The following is a 20045-nucleotide window of genomic DNA, read 5'->3' on the forward strand; positions in this document are numbered from 1 at the left end:
TGTCACCTTATGCTGGCAGCAGCCCGGAGTTATCCGCATAGCGAATCACATCATCAACCTTCTGCGGCGCACTGCCAACGTAGTTCGCCGGATTCAGCCATTCGTCCAGATCGGCGGCAGTCACTTGTTCAGAAAGCACCGGGTGGGCCAGCAGTACCGATTTAAAGGACTGATTCTGCTCGAATGCCTGCATTGAGCATTCGTAAACCAGATGGTGAGCAGTCTGCTTGCCGAGACGTTTACCAATCTCGAACATCACTTTCTCGGACAGCAGCAGGCCATTTTGTAGATCGAGGTTCGCCAGCATCTGCTTCTCGTTGACAGACATGCCACGCAGGATGCCAAGCGCATTCTGAAGCTGAGCAGACAGATAGATATTGATTTCCGGCAGTGCGATCCATTCCGCACGCCAGCTCATCGCATCACGCTCATGCTCAACTTTCATGGATTCATGAATCAGCGCGGCGCTCTTAAACAGCGGAGCAGTCAGGCTCGCCAGCCCTTCCAATGCGGCAGGGTTGCGTTTATGCGGCATCGTAGTAGAACCGATTTTCCCTTCGGAGAACGGCTCTTCGATTTCGTTAATCTCGGTGCGCATCAGGTTGTACAGCTCGTTGCCGATTTTGCCCAGCGTACCGCTGATCAGAACCGTAACAGAAGCATATTCGGAGAAGCGATCGCGGGCAGACTGCCAGCCGATATTCGGCGTATTCAGCCCTAGTTTATCCAGCGTCAGACGCTCGATTTCCGGCCCTTTCTCGCCAAAAGAGGCATAGGTGCAAATCGCACCGTTGATGTTGCCAACCAAAACACGTTCTTTTATTTCATTCAGACGTTCGAGGTGGCGGATAAACTCATCCAGCCAGACAGCCAGTTTGAAGCCAAACGTGGTGGGCAGCGCCTGCATACCGTGGGTACGACCGGCCATCAGCGTATGCTGGTATTTCTTGGCCAGACGTTTCAATTCAACGGCCAGCAGTTGTGTATCTCTGATGACAATATCAAAAGATTGTTTCAGTTGTAACACCGTCGCAGTATCAACGATGTCCTGCGTGGTCACGCCATAGTGAATAAACTCACCCGCGGCACCACACTGTTTCTGAATCGCGGCAATCGTCGGCATCAGAGAATGCTTCATGCGTGCCGCATCTTTTGCAATCTCTTCAACGTTAAGCGCGCTTGCGTCAGCGTTTTCTGCAATGGTTTTTGCCGCGTCCAGCGGAATGACACCCAGTTCACCCTCGGCAAGTGCCAGGGCAACTTCGACTTCGACCTGTTTCGTCAGGCGGTTATGCTCGGACCAGACGCCGCGCATTTCAGGCGTGCCAAAATTATTCCCTATAAGAAGAAAATCAATAAGATGTGATGCCATAATTAACTCGTTAGTGTTGGATTTATCAGGCGGGGATTTATGTCGTCTTTTTAATTTTTAAAAATATAACATGCGGAAATTATGCGCTTTATACCTTTGGGATCTATCTTAGATCAAAAAGTTTGATTGCAAACTATGCATGTAGAAATGTTCGCTAACACTCTCTCCTCTGCTGAAAAACCCCTTTGTCACTTTACTCTTCCTACAATGAAACTCCTTATCCGTATGACCGCTGACGAAGGATTATCATGCTTTACCACACGACATTACGTATTCCCCGTAGCTTATTGATTACCATGATCATTATTTCAGCCTTCTCTACTCAGGCCCAGGCTCAGGATCGCTATCTTCTGGAAAAGGTCGTTGAAGTCAGCCGTCACGGCGTACGTCCTCCAACAGAATCCAACACGACCGCACTGGAATCCGGCACGGCCCGACAGTGGCCTCAATGGGTCACGCGGGAAGGCGAATTAACCGGACATGGCTATGCCGCTACCGTATTAAAAGGCCGCTACGAGGGCGAGTATTATCGCCAACAGCATCTGTTTGCTTCAGGTTGTCCGGCAGAACAGCAGCTTTATGTGCTCGCCAGTCCGCTACAACGCACCCGTGCAACCGCACAAGCCTATATGGACGGCATGTTTCCGGGCTGCGGCGTTGCGACGCATGCCGTTGAGGATGAAAAACAGGACCCGCTGTTCCACGGGGATAAAATGGGGATTGGCACGCTTGACCCCGACCGAGCAAAAGCTGAGGTACTGAAAGCCATGGGGGGTGATTTGGATCTTGCCTATCAGCGTCTTAAGCCCAGCATCGAGCTGTTAAAGCAGGCCGTATGCGAAGCAGACAAGCCCTGCCCGGTGTTTGATAAACCCTGGGCATTCAAACAGGGTAAAGACGGCTCGATGTCTATCAGTGGCCTGAATACGCTGGCGAATATGAGCGAGGTTTTTCTGCTGGAATACAGCGAAAACTTGCCACTGGCACAGGTTGCCTTTGGTCATGTCCGCAACACACAGGATCTCAGCCCGCTGATGGCTCCAATGACCGCTAAATACGACTTCACTAATGATGTTCCCTATATCGCACAGCGCGGCGGTTCGCTATTCATGCAGCAAATCGCACAGGCTTTGGCACAAGGGACGCAGGAAGAGCAGGACAGCACACAAGGCGAGCCACCAGCCGTCCCTTACTTGCTGTATGTCGCTCACGACACCAATATCGCCTACCTGCGCACACTGTTGCGGTTTCATTGGCAGCTACCCGGCGATACCGCCGATAATATTCCACCCGCGGGCAGCCTGGTCTTCGAACGCTGGCGCGATACCACCACTCAGCAGCGTTTTTTGCGCATCTATTTCCAGACGCAGTCGTTGGATCAGATTCGTTCACTGACGCAGCTTGACGATCGGCAGCCGTTACTGAAAGAGGAATTTACCTCTCAGGGCTGTCAGCAGACAGAAAAAGGCACACTGTGTCCTTTTGATACCGCACTAAAATCAATGCGAGAACGTATCGATAGCAGCGCGCTGGCGCCAGTGCATTACGCGCCGTAGCGCATTACGTGGCAGGGAAACCGCGTCTTGTCGGGTTGATAAATCCGACAAGACTTTCACCAGAAAAGGCAAATTGTAGGCGAAAAAAAAGCACATCTTTCGATGTGCTTTTCTTTTTAATTGGTCGGCGAGAGAGGATTCGAACCTCCGACCCACTGGTCCCAAACCAGTTGCGCTACCAAGCTGCGCTACTCGCCGAATGTACTGCTTTTTGAACATCACTGATGTTCTTGTTTGTGTGTGGTGCGAAGAGAGGGACTTGAACCCTCACGTCCGTAAGAACACTAACACCTGAAGCTAGCGCGTCTACCAATTCCGCCACCTTCGCATAACTCACAAACTATCAATCAACTGCTCTATCTGCAAAATCTGGGGTGGCTAATGGGACTCGAACCCACGACAACTGGAATCACAATCCAGGGCTCTACCAACTGAGCTATAGCCACCATCACCACACTTTACATCAACTACTTATTACGCGGTACTTCCTTTTTACGGGATACTTTCTTTACGAAAAAAAGTGTACCACCGCAGCTCTTGCACACAACATACTTCATAAAAATATAATGGTGCGCCCGACAGGATTCGAACCTGAGACCTCTGCCTCCGGAGGGCAGCGCTCTATCCAGCTGAGCTACGGGCGCTTAGCGCCGTTGCGGGGCGGGATATTACGGGCTTAGCGACTGGCTGTCTAGTGCTTTTTTATCGAAATGATGCGTTTGATTATGATTTGCTCATTCCAAGCTAAATAACATACCGTTCCGCCCTTCCCGCCCCTAACTACTACGATTTACCCTCTGTCAGCGACGTTTTTTTGCCCAGTCCCAACGCGAAATAACATAGGCTGACCACGGCTAAAAACGCGACACCGACCAGTAAAGACATCCGTGTATCGATATTTATATACATTCCCACCAGCACACACAGCAAAAACGCCATCGTCAGGTAGTTTACCCACGGGAACAACACCGATTTAAACGGATGTGCGACCAGCGCGGCACGATGCTGTTCACGAAAACGCAATTGGCTGATTAACACCACAAACCACGGCACCATGCCCGGCAGTACGCTGGCGCTATAAACATAGACAAACACTTTTTCCGGGTTAGGAATGATGTAATTCAGCACCGACCCCGCCATCAGGCAAAGAATCGAAATCATGACGCCCGCAGCCGGTACACCGCTGGCCGTCACTTTACCTAACCAGGCGGGAAGCTGACGGTTGTTGGCCAGCGAATACAGCATACGTCCACAGCTATACATGCCGCTGTTACAGCCAGACAGCGCGGCCGTCAACACCACAAAGTTGATGATACCCGCCGCCGCGGTGATACCGATTTTCGCGAACGTCAGTACAAATGGGCTGCCGGACGTACCAATTTCATTCCAGGGGAAAATCGTCACGATAACGAAGATCGCGCCTACATAGAAAATCAGAATGCGCCACAGGATGTTGTTGATCGCCCGTTTCAGCGTCACCTGTGGATTTTTCGCCTCACCCGCCGTAATGCCAACCAGCTCCACGCCCTGATAGGATGCCACCACCAGACACAGCGCGAACAGCAAACCTTTCCAGCCTCCCGCGAGGAAGCCACCGTGCTCGGTCAGATTACTGAATCCGGTCGCCTGACCGTGGTTACCAAAGCCGAAGAAAATAATGCCGACGCCAACGACAATCATCACAACGATGGTGGTGATTTTTATCATGGCGAACCAAAATTCGATTTCGCCATACAGCCTTACTGCCGCAAGGTTTGCGCCCGCAACCAGCGCGACCGCGGCAATAGCCGGTATCCACTGCGGCAAATCGGGGAACCAGTACTGAACATATACGCCAATGGCGGTAATTTCCGAAATCCCGACCGCCATCCACATAAACCAATAGCCCCACGCGGTGAGATAACCGAAGAAGGGATTCATGTATTTATGCGCGTAGACGGCAAACGATCCCGCGACCGGCTCCAGATAGAGCATCTCTCCCATTGAGCGCATGATGAAGAAAACGAAGATTCCAGCGACAATATAGGCCAATAATACTGATGGCCCCGCCCACTTCAGCGCGCTGGCGGCGCCCATAAACAGCCCGACGCCGATTGTGCCACCCAGCGCAATCAGCTCAATATGTCGGGCTTCTAACCCCCTATGGAGTTTTTCCTGCTTTACATCTTCTGCCATATATCCTCTGTCTTTATGTTGTGCTTATCCCGGCTGCTGCCGGTTATTGTTCTTATTCAGAAGGGCGATCGATTAGAAAAAATGTGCCCTCGCCTCAAATCAGCGGCCATGAAAATACCGTAATGTGAGTGTGAATAACACATCAGGGATGACGAATACGCCAAAGATAGAATTCTGTCTTTCCGATTGACGGGAAAACAGATAATTAAAATCGAATAGGAATAAAAAAACAGGGCAATATTTCGCAGAGAAAGGTTGGCACGGTTAACGCGCCAATTCAATGAAGCTATAGGCGACCACTGTAGTGATAGGCGACATATTTCAATAATTTAAACTGTCGGAAAATACGGCTCGGCTGGGACAATAAGCGATACAGCCACTCCAGTCCTAAGTTTTGCCACACGAGCGGGGCGCGTTTCACATGCCCGGTAAAGACGTCATAGGTTCCGCCCACACCCATGTACAACGCATCAGGATGGTGGTGACGACAATCCCGCATCAGGATTTCCTGTCGTGGCGACCCCATCGCAACGGTAACAATCTGTGCACCGCTGGTACGAATACGTTCGAACAGGGCATCACGCTGCTCTGGCGTGAAATACCCATCCTGACTGCCGACAATGTTCACGTTCCACTGCGCTCGCAGTTTCGCTTCCGTTTGTGCCAACACATCAGGTTTACCGCCCACCAGAAAAACCGGCGTGCCCGATTTGCCTGCCCGCTCCATGAGCGCTTCCCACAGATCAGCGCCCGCAACTCGTGTGACGTCAGCCTGCGGATACTTGCGCCGAATGGAACGCACGATGCTGATGCCGTCCGCATACTTGTATTCTGCGCGATCGAGCAATGCACGCAGCGCCACGTCTTTTTCCGCCGTTAGCACTTTCTCAGCGTTAATCGCGACGAGCGTGCCCGTTTCAACCCGTTCGCCCGCAAACAGGTAATCAACAAACTGCGCCATATTACGAAAACCGTGAATGGGCAAACCACGAATGGTATACAGAGGAATGGTCTCTGTGGTTTTTAACGCTGTCATACCTGCTCCTTTATCACAGGATTCACGGTGTTGGGTGTCGGCGTGGCACGCATACGCATCAGACGCTGCCGGATTAACCCGGCGCTTTCCAGCAGCCAGTAGAGCAGCTTGGCAATGAGCAGGCACAGGCCGAATACCAGACAGAAAAACACCACTCGCGAAACAAAAGCATCTACGCCTTCACGCGTCAGCACAATAATATTGAATACCGCCCCAAAGCAGAACGCCTGCAAAATAGCGGCCTTATAGCGATTGCTGTCGTTCTTCCCTAACTCGTACACCCAATCGAACCACTTGATAACCAGTCCTACTGCCATCGCCCCGAGCGGGATAAACAGCACGCCACCCATCACCACCAGTGAGCCCAACAGCGTGGGAGATATCGCCAGCCCAGAGTGGTTATTCAACACTTCCCAGGTGAAATAGTTCGCACTGTTTAACACCAGATTCGGACGGTCCGGCCATAGCCAAGAGGGAATAAAGACGTAGAAATCACGGGCGATCGGTGCCAGCCCCTGGAATTCAATCTTGTCGTAGTTCTGCCACAGCAGCGCCAGGTTTTCCCAGGGCGAGAAGGTGTCACGGGTTAAATAGAGGAACGTATAAAATGCGTAATCACCGCTGACGTCCAGCCCATAGCGCTTCAGCGCCAGCCAGAACATCCCGACAATCCCGAACGCACCAGCCGCAACCAGCATCCAGAGGGTAATCCAGCCGCGCACAATACCAATAAACAAAAACAGGGCGAAGGCGATAATCACATTTGCGCGCGTTCCACCGACAATCACATACGTCAGCATCCCGAACGCGACTGTTCCGACGAGGAACAGTAGCCACGCACGCTGCGTCTGGCGCAGAAAATACACCACCAGCATCGCCGGAATGAAGAAGTAGAAGAAGCGCTTCAACGCCACGCCGGACACATCGCTGGAAAATATCTGGCTGTAAGAACGCAGCTTAAACAACAAGAAGCCATTGTTAAGGAAGAAAATACCGACGGTGGCTACCGCAATCAACGCCAACAGCAGCCAGGTCAGATTGGCTTCAACCCGGTTCACCGTCAGGAGTGGCGCACGCGGTGCGGAGGTTTTCTGGCGTAGCCGTGTCTTATAGCTGACGTAATAGATCGCATAGAACGCCGTCGCAGACAGCATCGCCTGAAGCAGAAACTGCACAGGAACCACGTCGACGCCAAACCGGAACACCAGAACGCAGGTAAACGGAAAACCAAAATAGAACGTCAATAAATAGAGCAGGGAAAACAGCACGTTAAAATTAAAACGCACCCGCCGAAACTCCATCCAGGTCAGGCTCAGGATAAAGATGACTGAAATCAGGTAGACGACAAACAGCCCACCAAATTGCCCCAGCGTCATACCGGTTCTCCCGCTGCCAACGCCAACGCATCCCGCCAGCCTTGCAGATAATTGGGATTGAAGAACGCGATCTGGTGCTTATCCACCGATGCCAGCTGGCGCTGTGCTTCACGCACCAACGCCTCATCCAATTCGTCACCGTAAAACAGCACGGGCAGCCCTTGCTCCGTGAGATCCTGCCAGAACGGATTTTTCCGGCTGATCACGAACGGCACGCCAAACTGAATCAGCAGGCATAACGTCCCGATTCCCTGCTGGCGATCGAAAATAAAATAGCCCAAATCACAGGTGCGCAGCATGTTGAGATAATCATCAAACGCCAGTTGATCTTTCAGCAGTTGGAAATTTTTCACGCCGAACAGCGCCAAACCGTCCTTTTCCACCTGCGCGATGTAGGACGCGTTATTCGCGGGGTAACCCATCGGCACAATGACCCGCACATTTTTCCCGAACTGTTGGTGAATCGCCCGCAGCGCTTCCTGATGACGATTGGTGCGATCGCCTGAATTGCCGACCAGAATCGTCATCGGCCCTGCCAGTGGTTTATCCACCTGCATGCCCGTTAGTGCTGGATTCATTCGCGTTGGGAAGTACAGCAATGAGGTCGGCACCCGAGGTGAACGCTGCTGATACCATTCCAGATCGCCACGCGTGGCAAACACATGTCCGACACGCTTTTGCGCCATACGCCGCAACAGATAAAACAGGCGATACTTCAGGCTGCTCGCTTCTTCATACAAATCCGCGCCCCAAACGTGCCAATAAACCTGCTCAGACTTGATTTTTCCACTCAGCAACGCCAGCCACAGCGTGGGGTTAAACTGCCCATGCAGGAAAAAGCGCATCTTGCGGTTCGCTTTGGCTCTGGCGATAACTGCCTCAGCCAGCGTTTTCTTATCCACGCAAGTTTCGATACGCAGCGCAGGGAAATCGGCCGATGAAATGCCATCATGGGAAGCCACGATGAAGTGCCGAATCTGCTGTTCGGGGAGTTCCGTCGCCAGTACGTCGTTAAAAAAACGTAAAACGGTCTGGTTATGATGCGGGATGTCAGATCCCAATACATGAATCAGTGTCGTCATGCTCGCCTACGGTAAATAATGAATACGCAACAACAAAGCAAAAAATAGACCAGGTAGGTTGCCATATAGGCCTGCGCCGCACCTTGTGCGCCATAAAGCGGAATCAACCAGTGGGAAAACCCAGTCAGCAAGAGAAACTGGCTCACTTCTGTGAGCAGATAAAAGCGTAGCGCCGCTTTCGCAATGACCAGATAGCCAAAGACGTAAGCGCCCACTTTCATTACATCGCCTACCAATTGCCAAACGAAGAGATCTCTCATTGCCGTGAACTCGCTGGAGAACAGCAGCCAGATGGCAAAATCTCGCAGCAGCCATACACAAAAGCTGACGCCTGCCACGACGGGCAGCACAAATTTCAGCGAGCGAACGATCTCCTGCGATAGCGCCGCTTTATCCGTCAGACGCGAAAGCGTCGGCAACAGATACACAGTAAAGGAGGCGGTAATAAATTGTAGGTAAGCATCGGAAATACTGCTGACGCCCTGCCAAATTCCCACTTCATCCCAGCTGTAATGCGCCGCCAGCAGGTTACGCATCATGATGTACGCAACGGGCAGCGTCACCGCCGTCATCAACGCCATCAGCGTAAACTTGCCTAGCTGGCTGGCAATCGCACGATCCCACGCTGGTTTTAGCGATGTCAACGCCAGCGGTGTACGCCGCAATAGCATAATTCCCGCAGGGATCACCAGCAGCGCGGGCACCAGCGCCAGCCCCACCAAAGCACCAACGTAGCCACCCAGTTGCAGACACAGCCAAAAAGCCGCCAGCCCGATCAGGCTGCCGCCAATCACGGCCAGCGCGTTGCCTATCGCATCCCGATAGCCTTTGAGGATCGCCAGAAACAGGTTGGCGTAGGCGATACCCATTTGGATAAACGCCAGCGCACGTACCACATCGCGATAGTCGTCATGCCCAAACAGTAGATTGGTGATAGGCGTTGCGGCCGCCAGAAAGAGAATCGCCAACAGCGTGGAGAAGCCCAGTACCAGCGTGACAGACGTACCGAGCAGCGGCCTCAATCGTTCCGGCTGTTGCTGATACTCCGCCACGTATTTGGTGACGCCATTGAAGATCCCGGCACCGGCTAACACGCCCAGCACCGTAATAAGCTGGCGGAAATTCCCCGCCATACCTACGCCGCTGGGGCCAAAAGCGACCGCCAGCAGTTTGACAACCACCAGCCCTGCGCCGATTTTTATCAGCGTGGAACCTGCCGTCCATATCGATGCTTTCGCCAACGACATATCAGGAGAAGAAACTCAGAATGGTATTGATGACCGTCCGCTGATTGACGTCCGACAGGTTATAGAACAGCGGTAAACGCACCAGCCGTTCGCTTTCCTGCGTGGTATAGCGATCTTCACCGGAGAAATGACCAAAATTCAGTCCAGCCGGGCAACTGTGCAGCGGGATATAATGAAAGACCGTCATGATTTCCGCTTCTTTCATGTAATTGATAAACGCGCTGCGGTCGTCCTGAGAGCTGAGTTTGATATAAAACATGTGCGCGTTGTGAATGCCATTGGCAGGCACGGTCGGCAACGTAATACGCCCGGCATCGGCCAATGATTTGAATGCCGCATAGTAATTCTGCCACAGTTTCAGACGACGCTCGTTGATCGGCCGCGCCGCTTCCAACTGTGCCCAGAGATAAGCAGCCTGAATGTCCGCCATCAGGTAGCTTGAACCGATATCCCGCCAGGTGTACTTGTCCACCTGCCCGCGGAAAAACTGGCTCCGGTTAGTGCCTTTTTCACGAATGATTTCCGCGCGCTCTACCAGTCTTGCGTCATTAATCAGCGTGGCACCGCCCTCGCCGCCCGAGGTGTAATTCTTGGTTTCGTGAAAGCTGAAGCAGCCGATATGGCCGATAGATCCCAGAACCCGGCCTTTGTAGCTGGACATTACGCCCTGCGCGGCATCTTCCACGACATATAAATCGTATTTCTTCGCCAGCGCCATAATCGCGTCCATCTCGCAGGCCACGCCCGCATAGTGAACCGGCACGATAATGCGCGTCTTTTCCGTAATTGCCGCTTCGATCTTCGTCTCATCAATGTTCATGGTATCTGGGCGGATATCGACAAACACGATTTTCGCACCGCGCAACACAAAGGCGTTGGCAGTAGAAACGAAGGTATAGCTCGGCATGATCACTTCATCGCCAGGCTTAACGTCGAGCAGTATCGCCGCCATCTCCAACGAAGCAGTGCAGGAAGGCGTGAGCAGGACTTTTTTACTGCCGGAATAATGTTCCAGCCACTGCTGACAACGGCGGGTAAACCCCCCATCACCGCACAATTTACCGCTGCTCATGGCAGCCTGCATATAGTCCAGTTCCGTACCGACAACTGGTGGCGCATTAAATGGAATCATGTGTTCACCTGTATAACCAATACGCCGTGCTCTCAATCGTGGCACCACGGCGAAGATAAAGACGAAGCGCCGCTACGTTACCAACCTGCGTCGCGACCCGAAGACGTATCAATCCTTGTTGTCGGCACCACATTTCCGCCAGCGCCATCAGCTGTGAACCGATTCCCCGTACCGTAACACCCGGCCAAACGCCCAGTAGCCCGATACGTGCATCTGTGTCATCCACTCTACGTAGCGTGACCCATCCTTGTGGATTGCCAGCGGCATCTTCCGCGAGTAAACAGCAGTGATCGAACGTACCGCGCACGGCATTTTCAACCCACTGCGCATAGAAACGTCCGCTATCCTCCGGCTGGTACCACGGAGAACGAAAACGGCTCAGTGCAAAAACACGTGACGCCGCATCTCTCAGGGCAGGAATATCGTCGAATGTCGCTTCACGCCAGCACGGTAACAGTGTCACCACAGTAGCCCGTTGCAGCGGCAGGCTGAGATCGACTTCGCCTTCCACCAATCGAAAACCCAGATCGGCAAGCGCATCCGCCAGCACCAGATTGTCCGCCGCAATTTTGGCCTGCGTCAGCGTCAATGCGTTCAGTGCATCGGGCGACAACGCAGGCGCAGAAGGCGAAAAATTCAGCTTACCGCTGTCAATCTGGAAGAATTCACTCTCCCAGCCCAGCGGTTCAACCGTGGCACGAATCTCTCCCTTTCCTATTGATATCGGATAGGTCATCGTTTCGCTCCTTCATTTCCGCCATCTGGGTCAGGCACAGGGTTAGTCGTTCAACCCTAAACGCTCGCCGGTATAAGAACCATCCTGCACGCTGCGCCACCATTTTTCGTTATTCAGATACCAGCTAACGGTTTTTCTCATGCCTGTTTCAAACGTTTCTTCTGGACGCCAGCCCAGCTCACGTTCAATTTTCCCGGCATCGATCGCATAACGCATATCGTGGCCTGGGCGGTCTTTCACATAGGTGATGAGATCGCGGTAATGCTCTATGCCAGCGGGCTTATTCGGTGCCAGCTCTTCGAGTAACGCGCAAATGGTCTGCACGACTTCAATGTTTTTGCGCTCGTTATGACCACCGATGTTGTACGTCTCGCCGATTTCGCCTTCCGTTACTACTTTGTACAATGCACGAGCGTGGTCTTCGACAAACAGCCAGTCACGGATTTGCGCGCCGTCACCGTAAACCGGTAACGGTTTGCCCGCGACCGCATTCAGGATCACCAGCGGAATCAGCTTCTCTGGGAAATGGTAAGGGCCGTAGTTATTCGAGCAGTTGGTGATAATGGTCGGGAACCCGTAGGTGCGCAGCCAGGCGCGAACCAAGTGGTCGCTGGAGGCTTTCGATGCGGAATAAGGGCTGCTTGGCGCATAAGGCGTAGTCTCTGTAAACAGATCGTCCGTTCCGTGCAGGTCACCAAACACTTCATCGGTAGAGATATGGTGAAAACGGAACGCACTCTTGTCCGCATCAGCCAAGTTCTGCCAGTAGTGGCGTGCCGCTTCCAGCATCGTATAGGTGCCGACAATATTGGTCTCGATAAATGCCGCCGGGCCATCGATAGAACGATCGACGTGGCTTTCTGCCGCCAGATGCATCACCAACGCAGGCTGATAAGCCGTAAAGACACGGTCCAGTTCAGCACGATCGCAGATATCCACCTGTTCGAACGCAAAACGTTCGCTAGCAGCGACCGGTGCCAGCGAAGATAGGTTGCCCGCGTAGGTCAGCTTATCGACAACAACGACGCTGTCCTGCGTTTCCGTCAGAATGTATCTGACCAACGCTGAACCAATAAATCCAGCACCACCGGTAATTAAAATACGTTTCAACGCCATACTCCTTTGGTATCGATAACCCACTGTTGTTTCACATCTTCTGAGTTAATCGCTTTAAATTGACGGTGGTCGACCAGCATTACCAGCACATCGGCTTCTTTTAATGCACTGCTGGTATCGACCAGTTTTACCTGTCCGGCCAACACGGACGGCAGGTGTTTGACATTCGGTTCGACGGCTAACGTCACACCGGTATTCCATTGTGCAATCATGGACGTAATCCCCACAGCGGGACTTTCACGCAGATCGTCAATATCGGGCTTGAACGCCAGCCCAAAGCAGGCCACCGTAACCTCGCTGGCACGTTTATCCGTTTTCACCAGATAATCCGCCACGGCCGCTTTTACACGATCGACCACCCAGAGCGGTTTACCATCGTTCACCAGTCTGGCGGTATGAATCAACCGAGCCTGCTGCGGGTTCTGCGCCACAATGAACCAGGGATCGACTGCGATGCAGTGTCCACCGACGCCAGGGCCGGGTTGCAGGATATTGACGCGAGGATGGCGATTTGCCAATCGGATAAGTTCCCATACGTTAATGTTTTGTTCGGCACAAATCAGCGAAAGCTCATTGGCGAAAGCAATATTGACGTCGCGGAAGCTGTTTTCCGTTAGCTTGCACATTTCGGCGGTGCGGGAGTTAGTAACCACACACTCACCTTCGAGGAAGATTTTATACAGTTCACTCGCACGGGCAGAGCACACTGGGGTCATCCCGCCAATGACGCGATCGTTTTTAATCAGTTCGACCACGACCTGCCCCGGTAGCACGCGCTCAGGACAATAGGCAATATTGATATCCGCCGTTTCCCCAACCTGCTGCGGAAACGTCAAATCCGCGCGGGCGTCGGCCAGCCACTCGGCCATTTGCTCCGTCGCCCCCACCGGGGATGTTGATTCCAGAATCACCAGATCGCCTTTCTTCAGAACAGGCGCGATGGATGCCGCAGCCGCCTGAACATAGGCCAGATCGGGTTCGTGATCGCCTTTGAAAGGGGTAGGAACGGCGATCAGAAAAGCATCGGCTGGCACAGGCTTTGTCAAAGCCTGGAGGTAACCATTTTCTACAGCGACTTTGACTAACGAATCCAGATCGGGCTCGACGATATGGATCTCGCCGCGATTAATGGTTTCGACCGCCAGTTTGTTCACATCGATACCGATGACTTTTTTCTGGCGCGACGCAAACGCCGCGGCAGTGGGTAAACCGATGTAGCCCAAACCGATTACGGAAATGGTAGTAAAGCTCATAGTGTCACCATAATTATTTCTCGGATACTGAGATATGCATTAAGCGGTGATAATGGATAGATCGTAAAGACGCTGTGAATACCTCCCTGGCGCAAACGCTTTACTCTTCTATTCCATTATCACCGTTTGCATTCTGTAAATCGGGTCGCCGCAGGACGGCGCTAAAAATCATTTCCTATGATTTTTTAAAGCATCAACGATGCGTTGACAGGCTTGTCCATCACCATAAGGATTGTGGGCGCGGCTCATTGCTTGATACGCTTCTTCATCCGTCAACAGCACAGAGACTGCATCGACAATGCTGGTGACTTCCGTACCTACCAGCTTAACCGTCCCCGCTTCAACCGCCTCCGGCCGTTCTGTCGTATCACGCATCACCAAGACGGGCTTGCCTAACGACGGCGCCTCTTCCTGAATGCCGCCAGAATCGGTCAAAATCATGTAAGAACGATTCATCAAATACACGAAAGGCAGATAGTCCTGCGGTGCAATCAGCATCACATTATCAATGCCGCTCAGGATGCGATTCACTGGTTCACTGACGTTAGGATTCAGGTGAACCGGATACACAATTTGTACTTCTGGGTGTCGACGGGCGATATCTGCCAGCGCGCTGCAAATGCGCTCAAAACCGCCGCCAAAACTCTCACGGCGGTGTCCGGTAACCAGAATCAGCTTCTTGTTGTCGTCTAAAAAAGCATATTTTTCATCGAGGCTGCGGCGTAACGCAGCGTCCCCGAGAATACGATCGCGCACCCAGAACAGCGCATCAATCACCGTATTACCCGTCACAAAAATATGCCGGCCAGACAGATGCTCACGCAGTAAATTTTGGCGTGAATTTTCTGTCGGGGCGAAATGGTACATCGCCAAATGCCCGGTCAGTTTGCGGTTAGCCTCTTCTGGCCAAGGCGAGTAGAGATCGCCCGTACGCAATCCCGCTTCTACATGGCCGACGGGGATACGCTGATAAAAAGCCGCCAGACTGGTTGACAACGTCGTGGTGGTATCGCCGTGTACCAGCACCAGATCCGGTTTGAACTCTGCCATAACGGGTTCAAGTCCCGATAAAATCCGGCAGGATATCTCACTGAGTCCCTGTCCCGGTCGCATAATATCCAGATCGTAATCCGGCGTAATATCGAACAAGCGCAGTACCTGATCCAGCATCTCCCGGTGCTGGGCTGTCACGCAAATCCTCGATTCAAAGGCTCCATCCTGAGCCAAGGCATGAACCAGCGGTGCCATTTTTATGGCTTCCGGCCGGGTGCCGAAAACAGTCAATACTTTCACATTGAATCTCTTTAATCAGGTTAGACGCAGACGCTCGCTGAGCATCAGACGCGAATCAGCAAGCTGGTTAGTGCGGACGGCGAGCCAAGGCAACACCCGCACCGACGAGCGCACCAATCGCCCCCCACATCACCATCAGGAATGCCCGGCGTGGGCTGTCGCGCTTCACCGGCTCTTCCGGCGTACGCAAATAACGATACGTCTGGAAAGCGGCTTCAAGCGTTGGACCAACGTTCAGCGTCGCCAACATCGCGCGATTTTGATCGTAATCCAGTTCGTAATGCGGGCCGCTGGTCTGCAACGTCTCCAGTCGGGCTTGAAGCATCGGCCTGCCAAGTAGGAACATTTCCGATGCGGGGATTTCGTCTGCGGGTGTATCCGTCTGACTACGGCTAATACCTTGCTGCTGAGCGATTTTCAACGCCAGTTCAATGCTACGGACTTCGCGATCGTAAATCGCTTTCGCTACCGCTTCCTGACGCTTGATCTGCGACTTCATGAAAATGGTTCTGGCAGCCCAGGCACCCTTGATCTCTTCATTCAGGTGACTGGCTGCATGCTGGCTGGCAAAAGCCACATACTGACGAAGCAACGTGTTGGAATCCGCAGAGGTTTCCGCCACCAGCTTCACGGAATCATTGGTTTTTTTCCCGTCGTCACGCGGCGTAAACTGAATGTTGTTGACCAGCTCATCCAACAGAGCGGCATCCGCCTTTGCATCACCTTCCAGCCGCTGCTTGTAATAATCGGTCTGCAACCAGAAATCGCGGCGGGTATCGTAAGCCGCTAATTGCATGATGAATTCATCATAAGCATCAGCCGAAATAGACGGTTGCTCTGGCTGAGGCGTAGAAAAAGATCGAGCGTCGAGGTTACGCAGGAATTGCTGCTGTGAATAATAGCCCCCCAGCATATTGACCGTCGGCTTGTCGGTAATCGCTGTCGCGCTCCACTCCTGTTTCACAAGATAGGAATAGCCTAGTGCCACGACGGCAAAAAGCAGGCCGAACGCTATCGGCCACACCTTTCCACGCCACAACAGGCGAAATAAACCACGGATATCCAGTTCGTTATCAATCAACGCATTCCCGGTAGACAAGTTCTCTGATTTCATTACTTCCCCAAAATTATTTGGTCAGGATGACTGCTTTTGCTCATCAGAATGCCGCATACGGCGTTTGATTCGCTTGATAAAACGGGCGACCCGCCATGCTCGTTTCAGGCAGTAGCCATACAGTAGAAATGTAAGCAAGAATAATGCCAACATAATCCATTCGGGTATAAAAAAGAAATATTCTCCCAACACGCCAACCGCAGCCAACAAGGCGGCAGCAAGCGTAATCAACACAAACGCCTGGTGGGAAGAAAAACCAGCCCGCATCATTAAATGATGGATGTGCTGCCGGTCAGGCGAGAACGGACTCATCCCTTTGCGCAAACGCCGATACATGATGGCGATCATATCGATCAGCGGAATAGCGATGATCCACAATGCAGTAACTGGATTAATCGGATGCTGTGGGCCTTGCGTTGTTTGAATCAGGAGCCAGATGGCCGTGAAGCCAATCATCGTGCTACCTGCGTCGCCCATGAACACCTTGTAGCGTGATCCAAACATACCGAGATTAAGCAGAATGTAAGGTAAGGTCGCGGCAATCATGGCGAAGCACCACAATGCCAGATTCGTGTGGCCGCTCAGATACAGCAAAATCCCCATCGCCCCAAATGAGACACTGGACATTCCGCCAAGCAATCCATCGATCCCGTCCACCATATTGAACGCATTAATCGCCGCCCAAACGGCAAACAGCGTGACCAGATAGCCAAACGGCCCCAGGCCCATCTGCCACGGACCGAAAATGTATCCCAGGTTGTGTATCGTCAAGCCCGCGAAAGCCATCATCACTACGGCAACAAACGCCTGCACAACAGCACGAATTTTCACGCTGATATCAAAACGATCGTCCAGCATGCCGACAAACACCAGTACACCCGCGCACAGCAGGTAAAGACGGAAGTTGGGGATATATTGATCGGTAATGAAGTAGGTAAAGCAGATCCCCGCATACACGGAGATACCGCCAACCAGAGGCACAAGACCCCGATGGCGTTTACGGTAGTTGGGACGATCGACAAGACCTATTTTACCCGCGATGCTGCGAGCAAAAAAAAGAAAGCCTAAAGAAAACAAGAAAATAAATAGTAATTCGGTACTCATAGTGAGTAAGTTCACCGTTAACAGCTGCGCTGTAGCTGTTCAGTATAGACTCGGTTTACGCCTTATATCCTATCGCCCACATTGATCGCCAGCACAAATTGAGTGATAACCGAGGCTTCTCAATAGAAAGCCCCTTCACGTCCGATCAATGAGGGGATAAAAAAACGCCACGACCCAGCGTGGCGTTCCCCGAGTTATCCGTAATGTACCCGCCATACATCAAGCCGCATGTGCGTTGTTCAAAACGTTAACGTTTTGTCCTGCAACTCGAATGATTTAGGGTATATATAGATGAACGCCCGGATTTATGAACGTTTCATCATATCGAAGAATTCATCGTTGGTTTTCGTCATCGCCAACTTGTTGATGAGGAATTCCATCGCGTCAATCTCACCCATTGGGTGGATAATCTTGCGTAGAATCCACATCTTCTGCAATTCTTCAGAGGTGGTAAGCAGTTCTTCTTTACGCGTACCGGAACGGTTGTAATCAATCGCCGGGAACACGCGTTTTTCTGCGATTTTACGCGCCAGGTGCAGTTCCATATTACCTGTACCTTTAAATTCTTCGTAAATCACTTCGTCCATCTTGGAACCGGTATCAACCAGCGCGGTGGCGATGATTGTCAGGCTACCGCCTTCTTCGACGTTACGCGCCGCACCGAAGAAACGCTTCGGACGATGCAAGGCGTTAGCATCCACACCACCTGTCAACACTTTGCCCGAAGCCGGAACCACGGTGTTGTAGGCACGCGCCAGACGGGTAATGGAGTCCAGCAGGATGATAACGTCTTTCTTATGCTCAACCAGACGCTTCGCTTTTTCGATCACCATTTCAGCAACCTGAACGTGACGGGAAGCCGGTTCATCAAACGTTGACGCAACCACTTCACCCTTCACCAGACGCTGCATCTCGGTCACTTCTTCCGGACGCTCGTCAATCAGCAGCACCATCAGCACGCAGTCAGGATGGTTGTAAGCAATGCTCTGCGCGATGTTCTGCAACAGCATGGTTTTACCCGCTTTCGGCGGTGCAACGATCAAACCACGTTGACCACGGCCGATCGGCGAAGCCAGATCCAGCACACGCGCCGTCAGATCTTCTGTCGAACCGTTACCACGTTCCATACGCAGACGAGAGTTTGCGTGCAGCGGCGTTAAGTTTTCGAACAGGATCTTGTTACGGGCGTTTTCAGGTTTGTCGTAGTTAACTTCGTTAACTTTCAGCAGCGCAAAGTAGCGTTCACCTTCTTTCGGCGGACGAATCTTGCCAGAAATGGTGTCACCAGTGCGGAGGTTAAAACGGCGGATTTGGCTGGGAGAAACGTAGATATCATCGGGGCCTGCGAGGTAGGAGCTGTCTGCGGAGCGGAGAAAGCCGAAGCCATCCTGCAATATCTCCAGCACACCATCGCCGAAAATATCCTCGCCGCTTTTGGCATGCTGTTTCAGAATAGCGAAGATAATATCCTGTTTACGCATGCGGGCCTGGTTTTCCAGTCCCATATTTTCGCCAAGAGTAATTAACTCAGAAACTGGCGTATTCTTTAATTCGGTAAGATTCATAGTGGTGGGTTCTTTAACTCGGGGTAAATCTCGAACTATTAACGTGAATGGTATGGCAGGAACATCCGTGCCTCTATAACAGCCTTCAACCACCGGATTCCTGTCTGGTTTCACACCTGAAGCGCATTACATCCGCGCAAAACGACATCCGCATAAACGATATCCGCATAAATCAACGGCAGGAGATCGAAGACACATAAAACCAATTATTGTAAAACTAGTAGACTGCCCAAATCGGATCACAAACGTGTTGTAAAACAATCGTTTTGTAGAACAATGACCTTGTAAAACAACGATTTTTTCGATTTCGACACAGAATAATGCTTTAGACTCTAACTTTCAGGCTTAAGCCTAAGGGCTTAAACATAGGCAAGTACGATATGCAGTGATAAAGAATCTAACACGCTTCCCGACGAGCGGCAAGCAGTCAATATGAGAATTGCATATTGCCCAATTGCGCCCGCCGGCAACCCCCTAAGGAGCCAAGCTAATTACAGATTCGCCGTCAGGAACTCTTTCAGTTGCCCTTTGGACAGTGCGCCGACTTTCGTCGCAGCCACTTCACCGTTTTTAAACAGCAGCAGAGTAGGAATACCACGGATACCATATTTTGGTGCCGTAGCCGGGTTTTCATCAATGTTCAGCTTGGTAACCGTCAGTTTGCCTTCAAACTCTTCGGCGATTTCATCCAGAATAGGAGCGATCATTTTGCAAGGACCACACCACTCAGCCCAGAAATCAACCAAGATAGCGCCCTCAGCTTGCAATACTTTCGTGCCGAAGCTGTCATCAGTCAGGTGAATTATTTTATCGCTCATATTTTACTCCGCAGGATTATTTCTACCTTGTTGGTGTAGCATTAACCAACAACGGCTTGACTTTATTTCA

The 20045-nt window shown here is 52.0% G+C and carries 16 protein-coding genes and 4 tRNA genes; 1 reads left to right on the forward strand and 19 read right to left on the reverse strand.

The genetic code is table 11. The features are described 5' to 3' along the window. Positions 1–7 precede the first annotated feature (7 nt). Positions 8–1372, reverse strand: a complete 1365-nt coding sequence (purB, locus tag KKH3_RS18730) for an adenylosuccinate lyase (RefSeq protein ID WP_039363213.1) — start codon at positions 1370–1372, stop codon at positions 8–10. A gap of 248 nt (positions 1373–1620) precedes the next feature. Here purB and KKH3_RS18735 point away from each other — a divergent pair, with 248 nt between their 5' ends. Next, positions 1621–2928, forward strand: a complete 1308-nt coding sequence (locus KKH3_RS18735; RefSeq protein ID WP_039363216.1) for a histidine-type phosphatase — start codon at positions 1621–1623, stop codon at positions 2926–2928. Positions 2929–3049: 121 nt separating this feature from the next. On the opposite strand, the gene KKH3_RS18740 is transcribed toward KKH3_RS18735, so the two are convergent. The 18 genes from KKH3_RS18740 to trxA all read right to left on the reverse strand — a co-directional run bounded on the left by KKH3_RS18740 (position 3050) and on the right by trxA (position 19975). Beyond that, positions 3050–3126 (reverse strand) — tRNA-Pro (locus KKH3_RS18740). A 43-nt stretch (positions 3127–3169) separates the two neighbouring features. Continuing rightward, positions 3170–3256, reverse strand: a tRNA-Leu gene (locus KKH3_RS18745). A 42-nt stretch (positions 3257–3298) separates the two neighbouring features. Then, positions 3299–3374: transfer RNA gene (locus KKH3_RS18750), tRNA-His, on the reverse strand. 121 nt (positions 3375–3495) lie between these two features. Then, positions 3496–3572 (reverse strand) — tRNA-Arg (locus tag KKH3_RS18755). Between the two features lie 139 nt (positions 3573–3711). Beyond that, the gene (gene thrP, locus KKH3_RS18760) at positions 3712–5103 is read right to left on the reverse strand and encodes a bifunctional threonine/serine APC transporter ThrP (protein WP_039363220.1); all 1392 of its coding nucleotides are present in this window, start codon (positions 5101–5103) and stop codon (positions 3712–3714) included. Between the two features lie 286 nt (positions 5104–5389). Further along, positions 5390–6139, reverse strand: coding sequence for a lipopolysaccharide N-acetylmannosaminouronosyltransferase (gene wecG / locus KKH3_RS18765; protein ID WP_039363223.1), 750 nt, complete (start codon positions 6137–6139; stop codon positions 5390–5392). Continuing rightward, complete coding sequence (wzyE, locus tag KKH3_RS18770) at positions 6136–7515, reverse strand: ECA oligosaccharide polymerase (protein ID WP_039363226.1); 1380 nt, start codon at positions 7513–7515, stop codon at positions 6136–6138. The genes wecG and wzyE overlap by 4 nt, the downstream gene beginning before the upstream one ends. After that, positions 7512–8597, reverse strand: a complete 1086-nt coding sequence (locus KKH3_RS18775; protein ID WP_039363229.1) for a TDP-N-acetylfucosamine:lipid II N-acetylfucosaminyltransferase — start codon at positions 8595–8597, stop codon at positions 7512–7514. Before KKH3_RS18775 ends, wzyE begins: the two co-directional genes overlap by 4 nt. Then, positions 8594–9844, reverse strand: coding sequence for a lipid III flippase WzxE (gene wzxE, locus KKH3_RS18780; protein ID WP_039363233.1), 1251 nt, complete (start codon positions 9842–9844; stop codon positions 8594–8596). Before wzxE ends, KKH3_RS18775 begins: the two co-directional genes overlap by 4 nt. 1 nt (position 9845) lies before the next feature. Further along, the gene (rffA, locus tag KKH3_RS18785) at positions 9846–10976 is read right to left on the reverse strand and encodes a dTDP-4-amino-4,6-dideoxygalactose transaminase (RefSeq protein WP_039363236.1); all 1131 of its coding nucleotides are present in this window, start codon (positions 10974–10976) and stop codon (positions 9846–9848) included. A gap of 4 nt (positions 10977–10980) precedes the next feature. Further along, a complete protein-coding gene (gene wecD, locus KKH3_RS18790) occupies positions 10981–11712 on the reverse strand; it encodes a dTDP-4-amino-4,6-dideoxy-D-galactose acyltransferase (RefSeq protein ID WP_039363240.1) in 732 nt (243 codons plus the stop codon). Positions 11713–11754: 42 nt separating this feature from the next. Then, a complete protein-coding gene (rffG, locus tag KKH3_RS18795; RefSeq protein ID WP_181939673.1) occupies positions 11755–12828 on the reverse strand; it encodes a dTDP-glucose 4,6-dehydratase in 1074 nt (357 codons plus the stop codon). Next, a complete protein-coding gene (wecC, locus tag KKH3_RS18800; RefSeq protein ID WP_039363243.1) occupies positions 12819–14081 on the reverse strand; it encodes a UDP-N-acetyl-D-mannosamine dehydrogenase in 1263 nt (420 codons plus the stop codon). Before wecC ends, rffG begins: the two co-directional genes overlap by 10 nt. Positions 14082–14249: 168 nt before the next feature. Continuing rightward, a complete protein-coding gene (gene wecB, locus KKH3_RS18805) occupies positions 14250–15374 on the reverse strand; it encodes a non-hydrolyzing UDP-N-acetylglucosamine 2-epimerase (RefSeq protein ID WP_039363247.1) in 1125 nt (374 codons plus the stop codon). Between the two features lie 67 nt (positions 15375–15441). Then, positions 15442–16488, reverse strand: a complete 1047-nt coding sequence (gene wzzE, locus KKH3_RS18810; protein ID WP_039363250.1) for an ECA polysaccharide chain length modulation protein — start codon at positions 16486–16488, stop codon at positions 15442–15444. Positions 16489–16509: 21 nt separating this feature from the next. Further along, a complete protein-coding gene (gene wecA, locus KKH3_RS18815; protein ID WP_139338669.1) occupies positions 16510–17607 on the reverse strand; it encodes a UDP-N-acetylglucosamine--undecaprenyl-phosphate N-acetylglucosaminephosphotransferase in 1098 nt (365 codons plus the stop codon). Positions 17608–17897: 290 nt separating this feature from the next. Continuing rightward, entirely contained in the window at positions 17898–19157 is a 1260-nt protein-coding gene (gene rho / locus KKH3_RS18820; RefSeq protein ID WP_010283881.1) for a transcription termination factor Rho, read from the reverse strand. A 491-nt stretch (positions 19158–19648) separates the two neighbouring features. Next, positions 19649–19975: a thioredoxin TrxA gene (gene trxA, locus KKH3_RS18825; protein WP_010283883.1), complete on the reverse strand. Its 327-nt coding sequence runs from the start codon at positions 19973–19975 to the stop codon at positions 19649–19651. Between the last annotated feature and the right edge of the window lie 70 nt (positions 19976–20045).

The organism is Pectobacterium actinidiae, from assembly GCF_000803315.1.
In the GTDB taxonomy this organism is placed as follows: domain Bacteria; phylum Pseudomonadota; class Gammaproteobacteria; order Enterobacterales; family Enterobacteriaceae; genus Pectobacterium; species Pectobacterium actinidiae.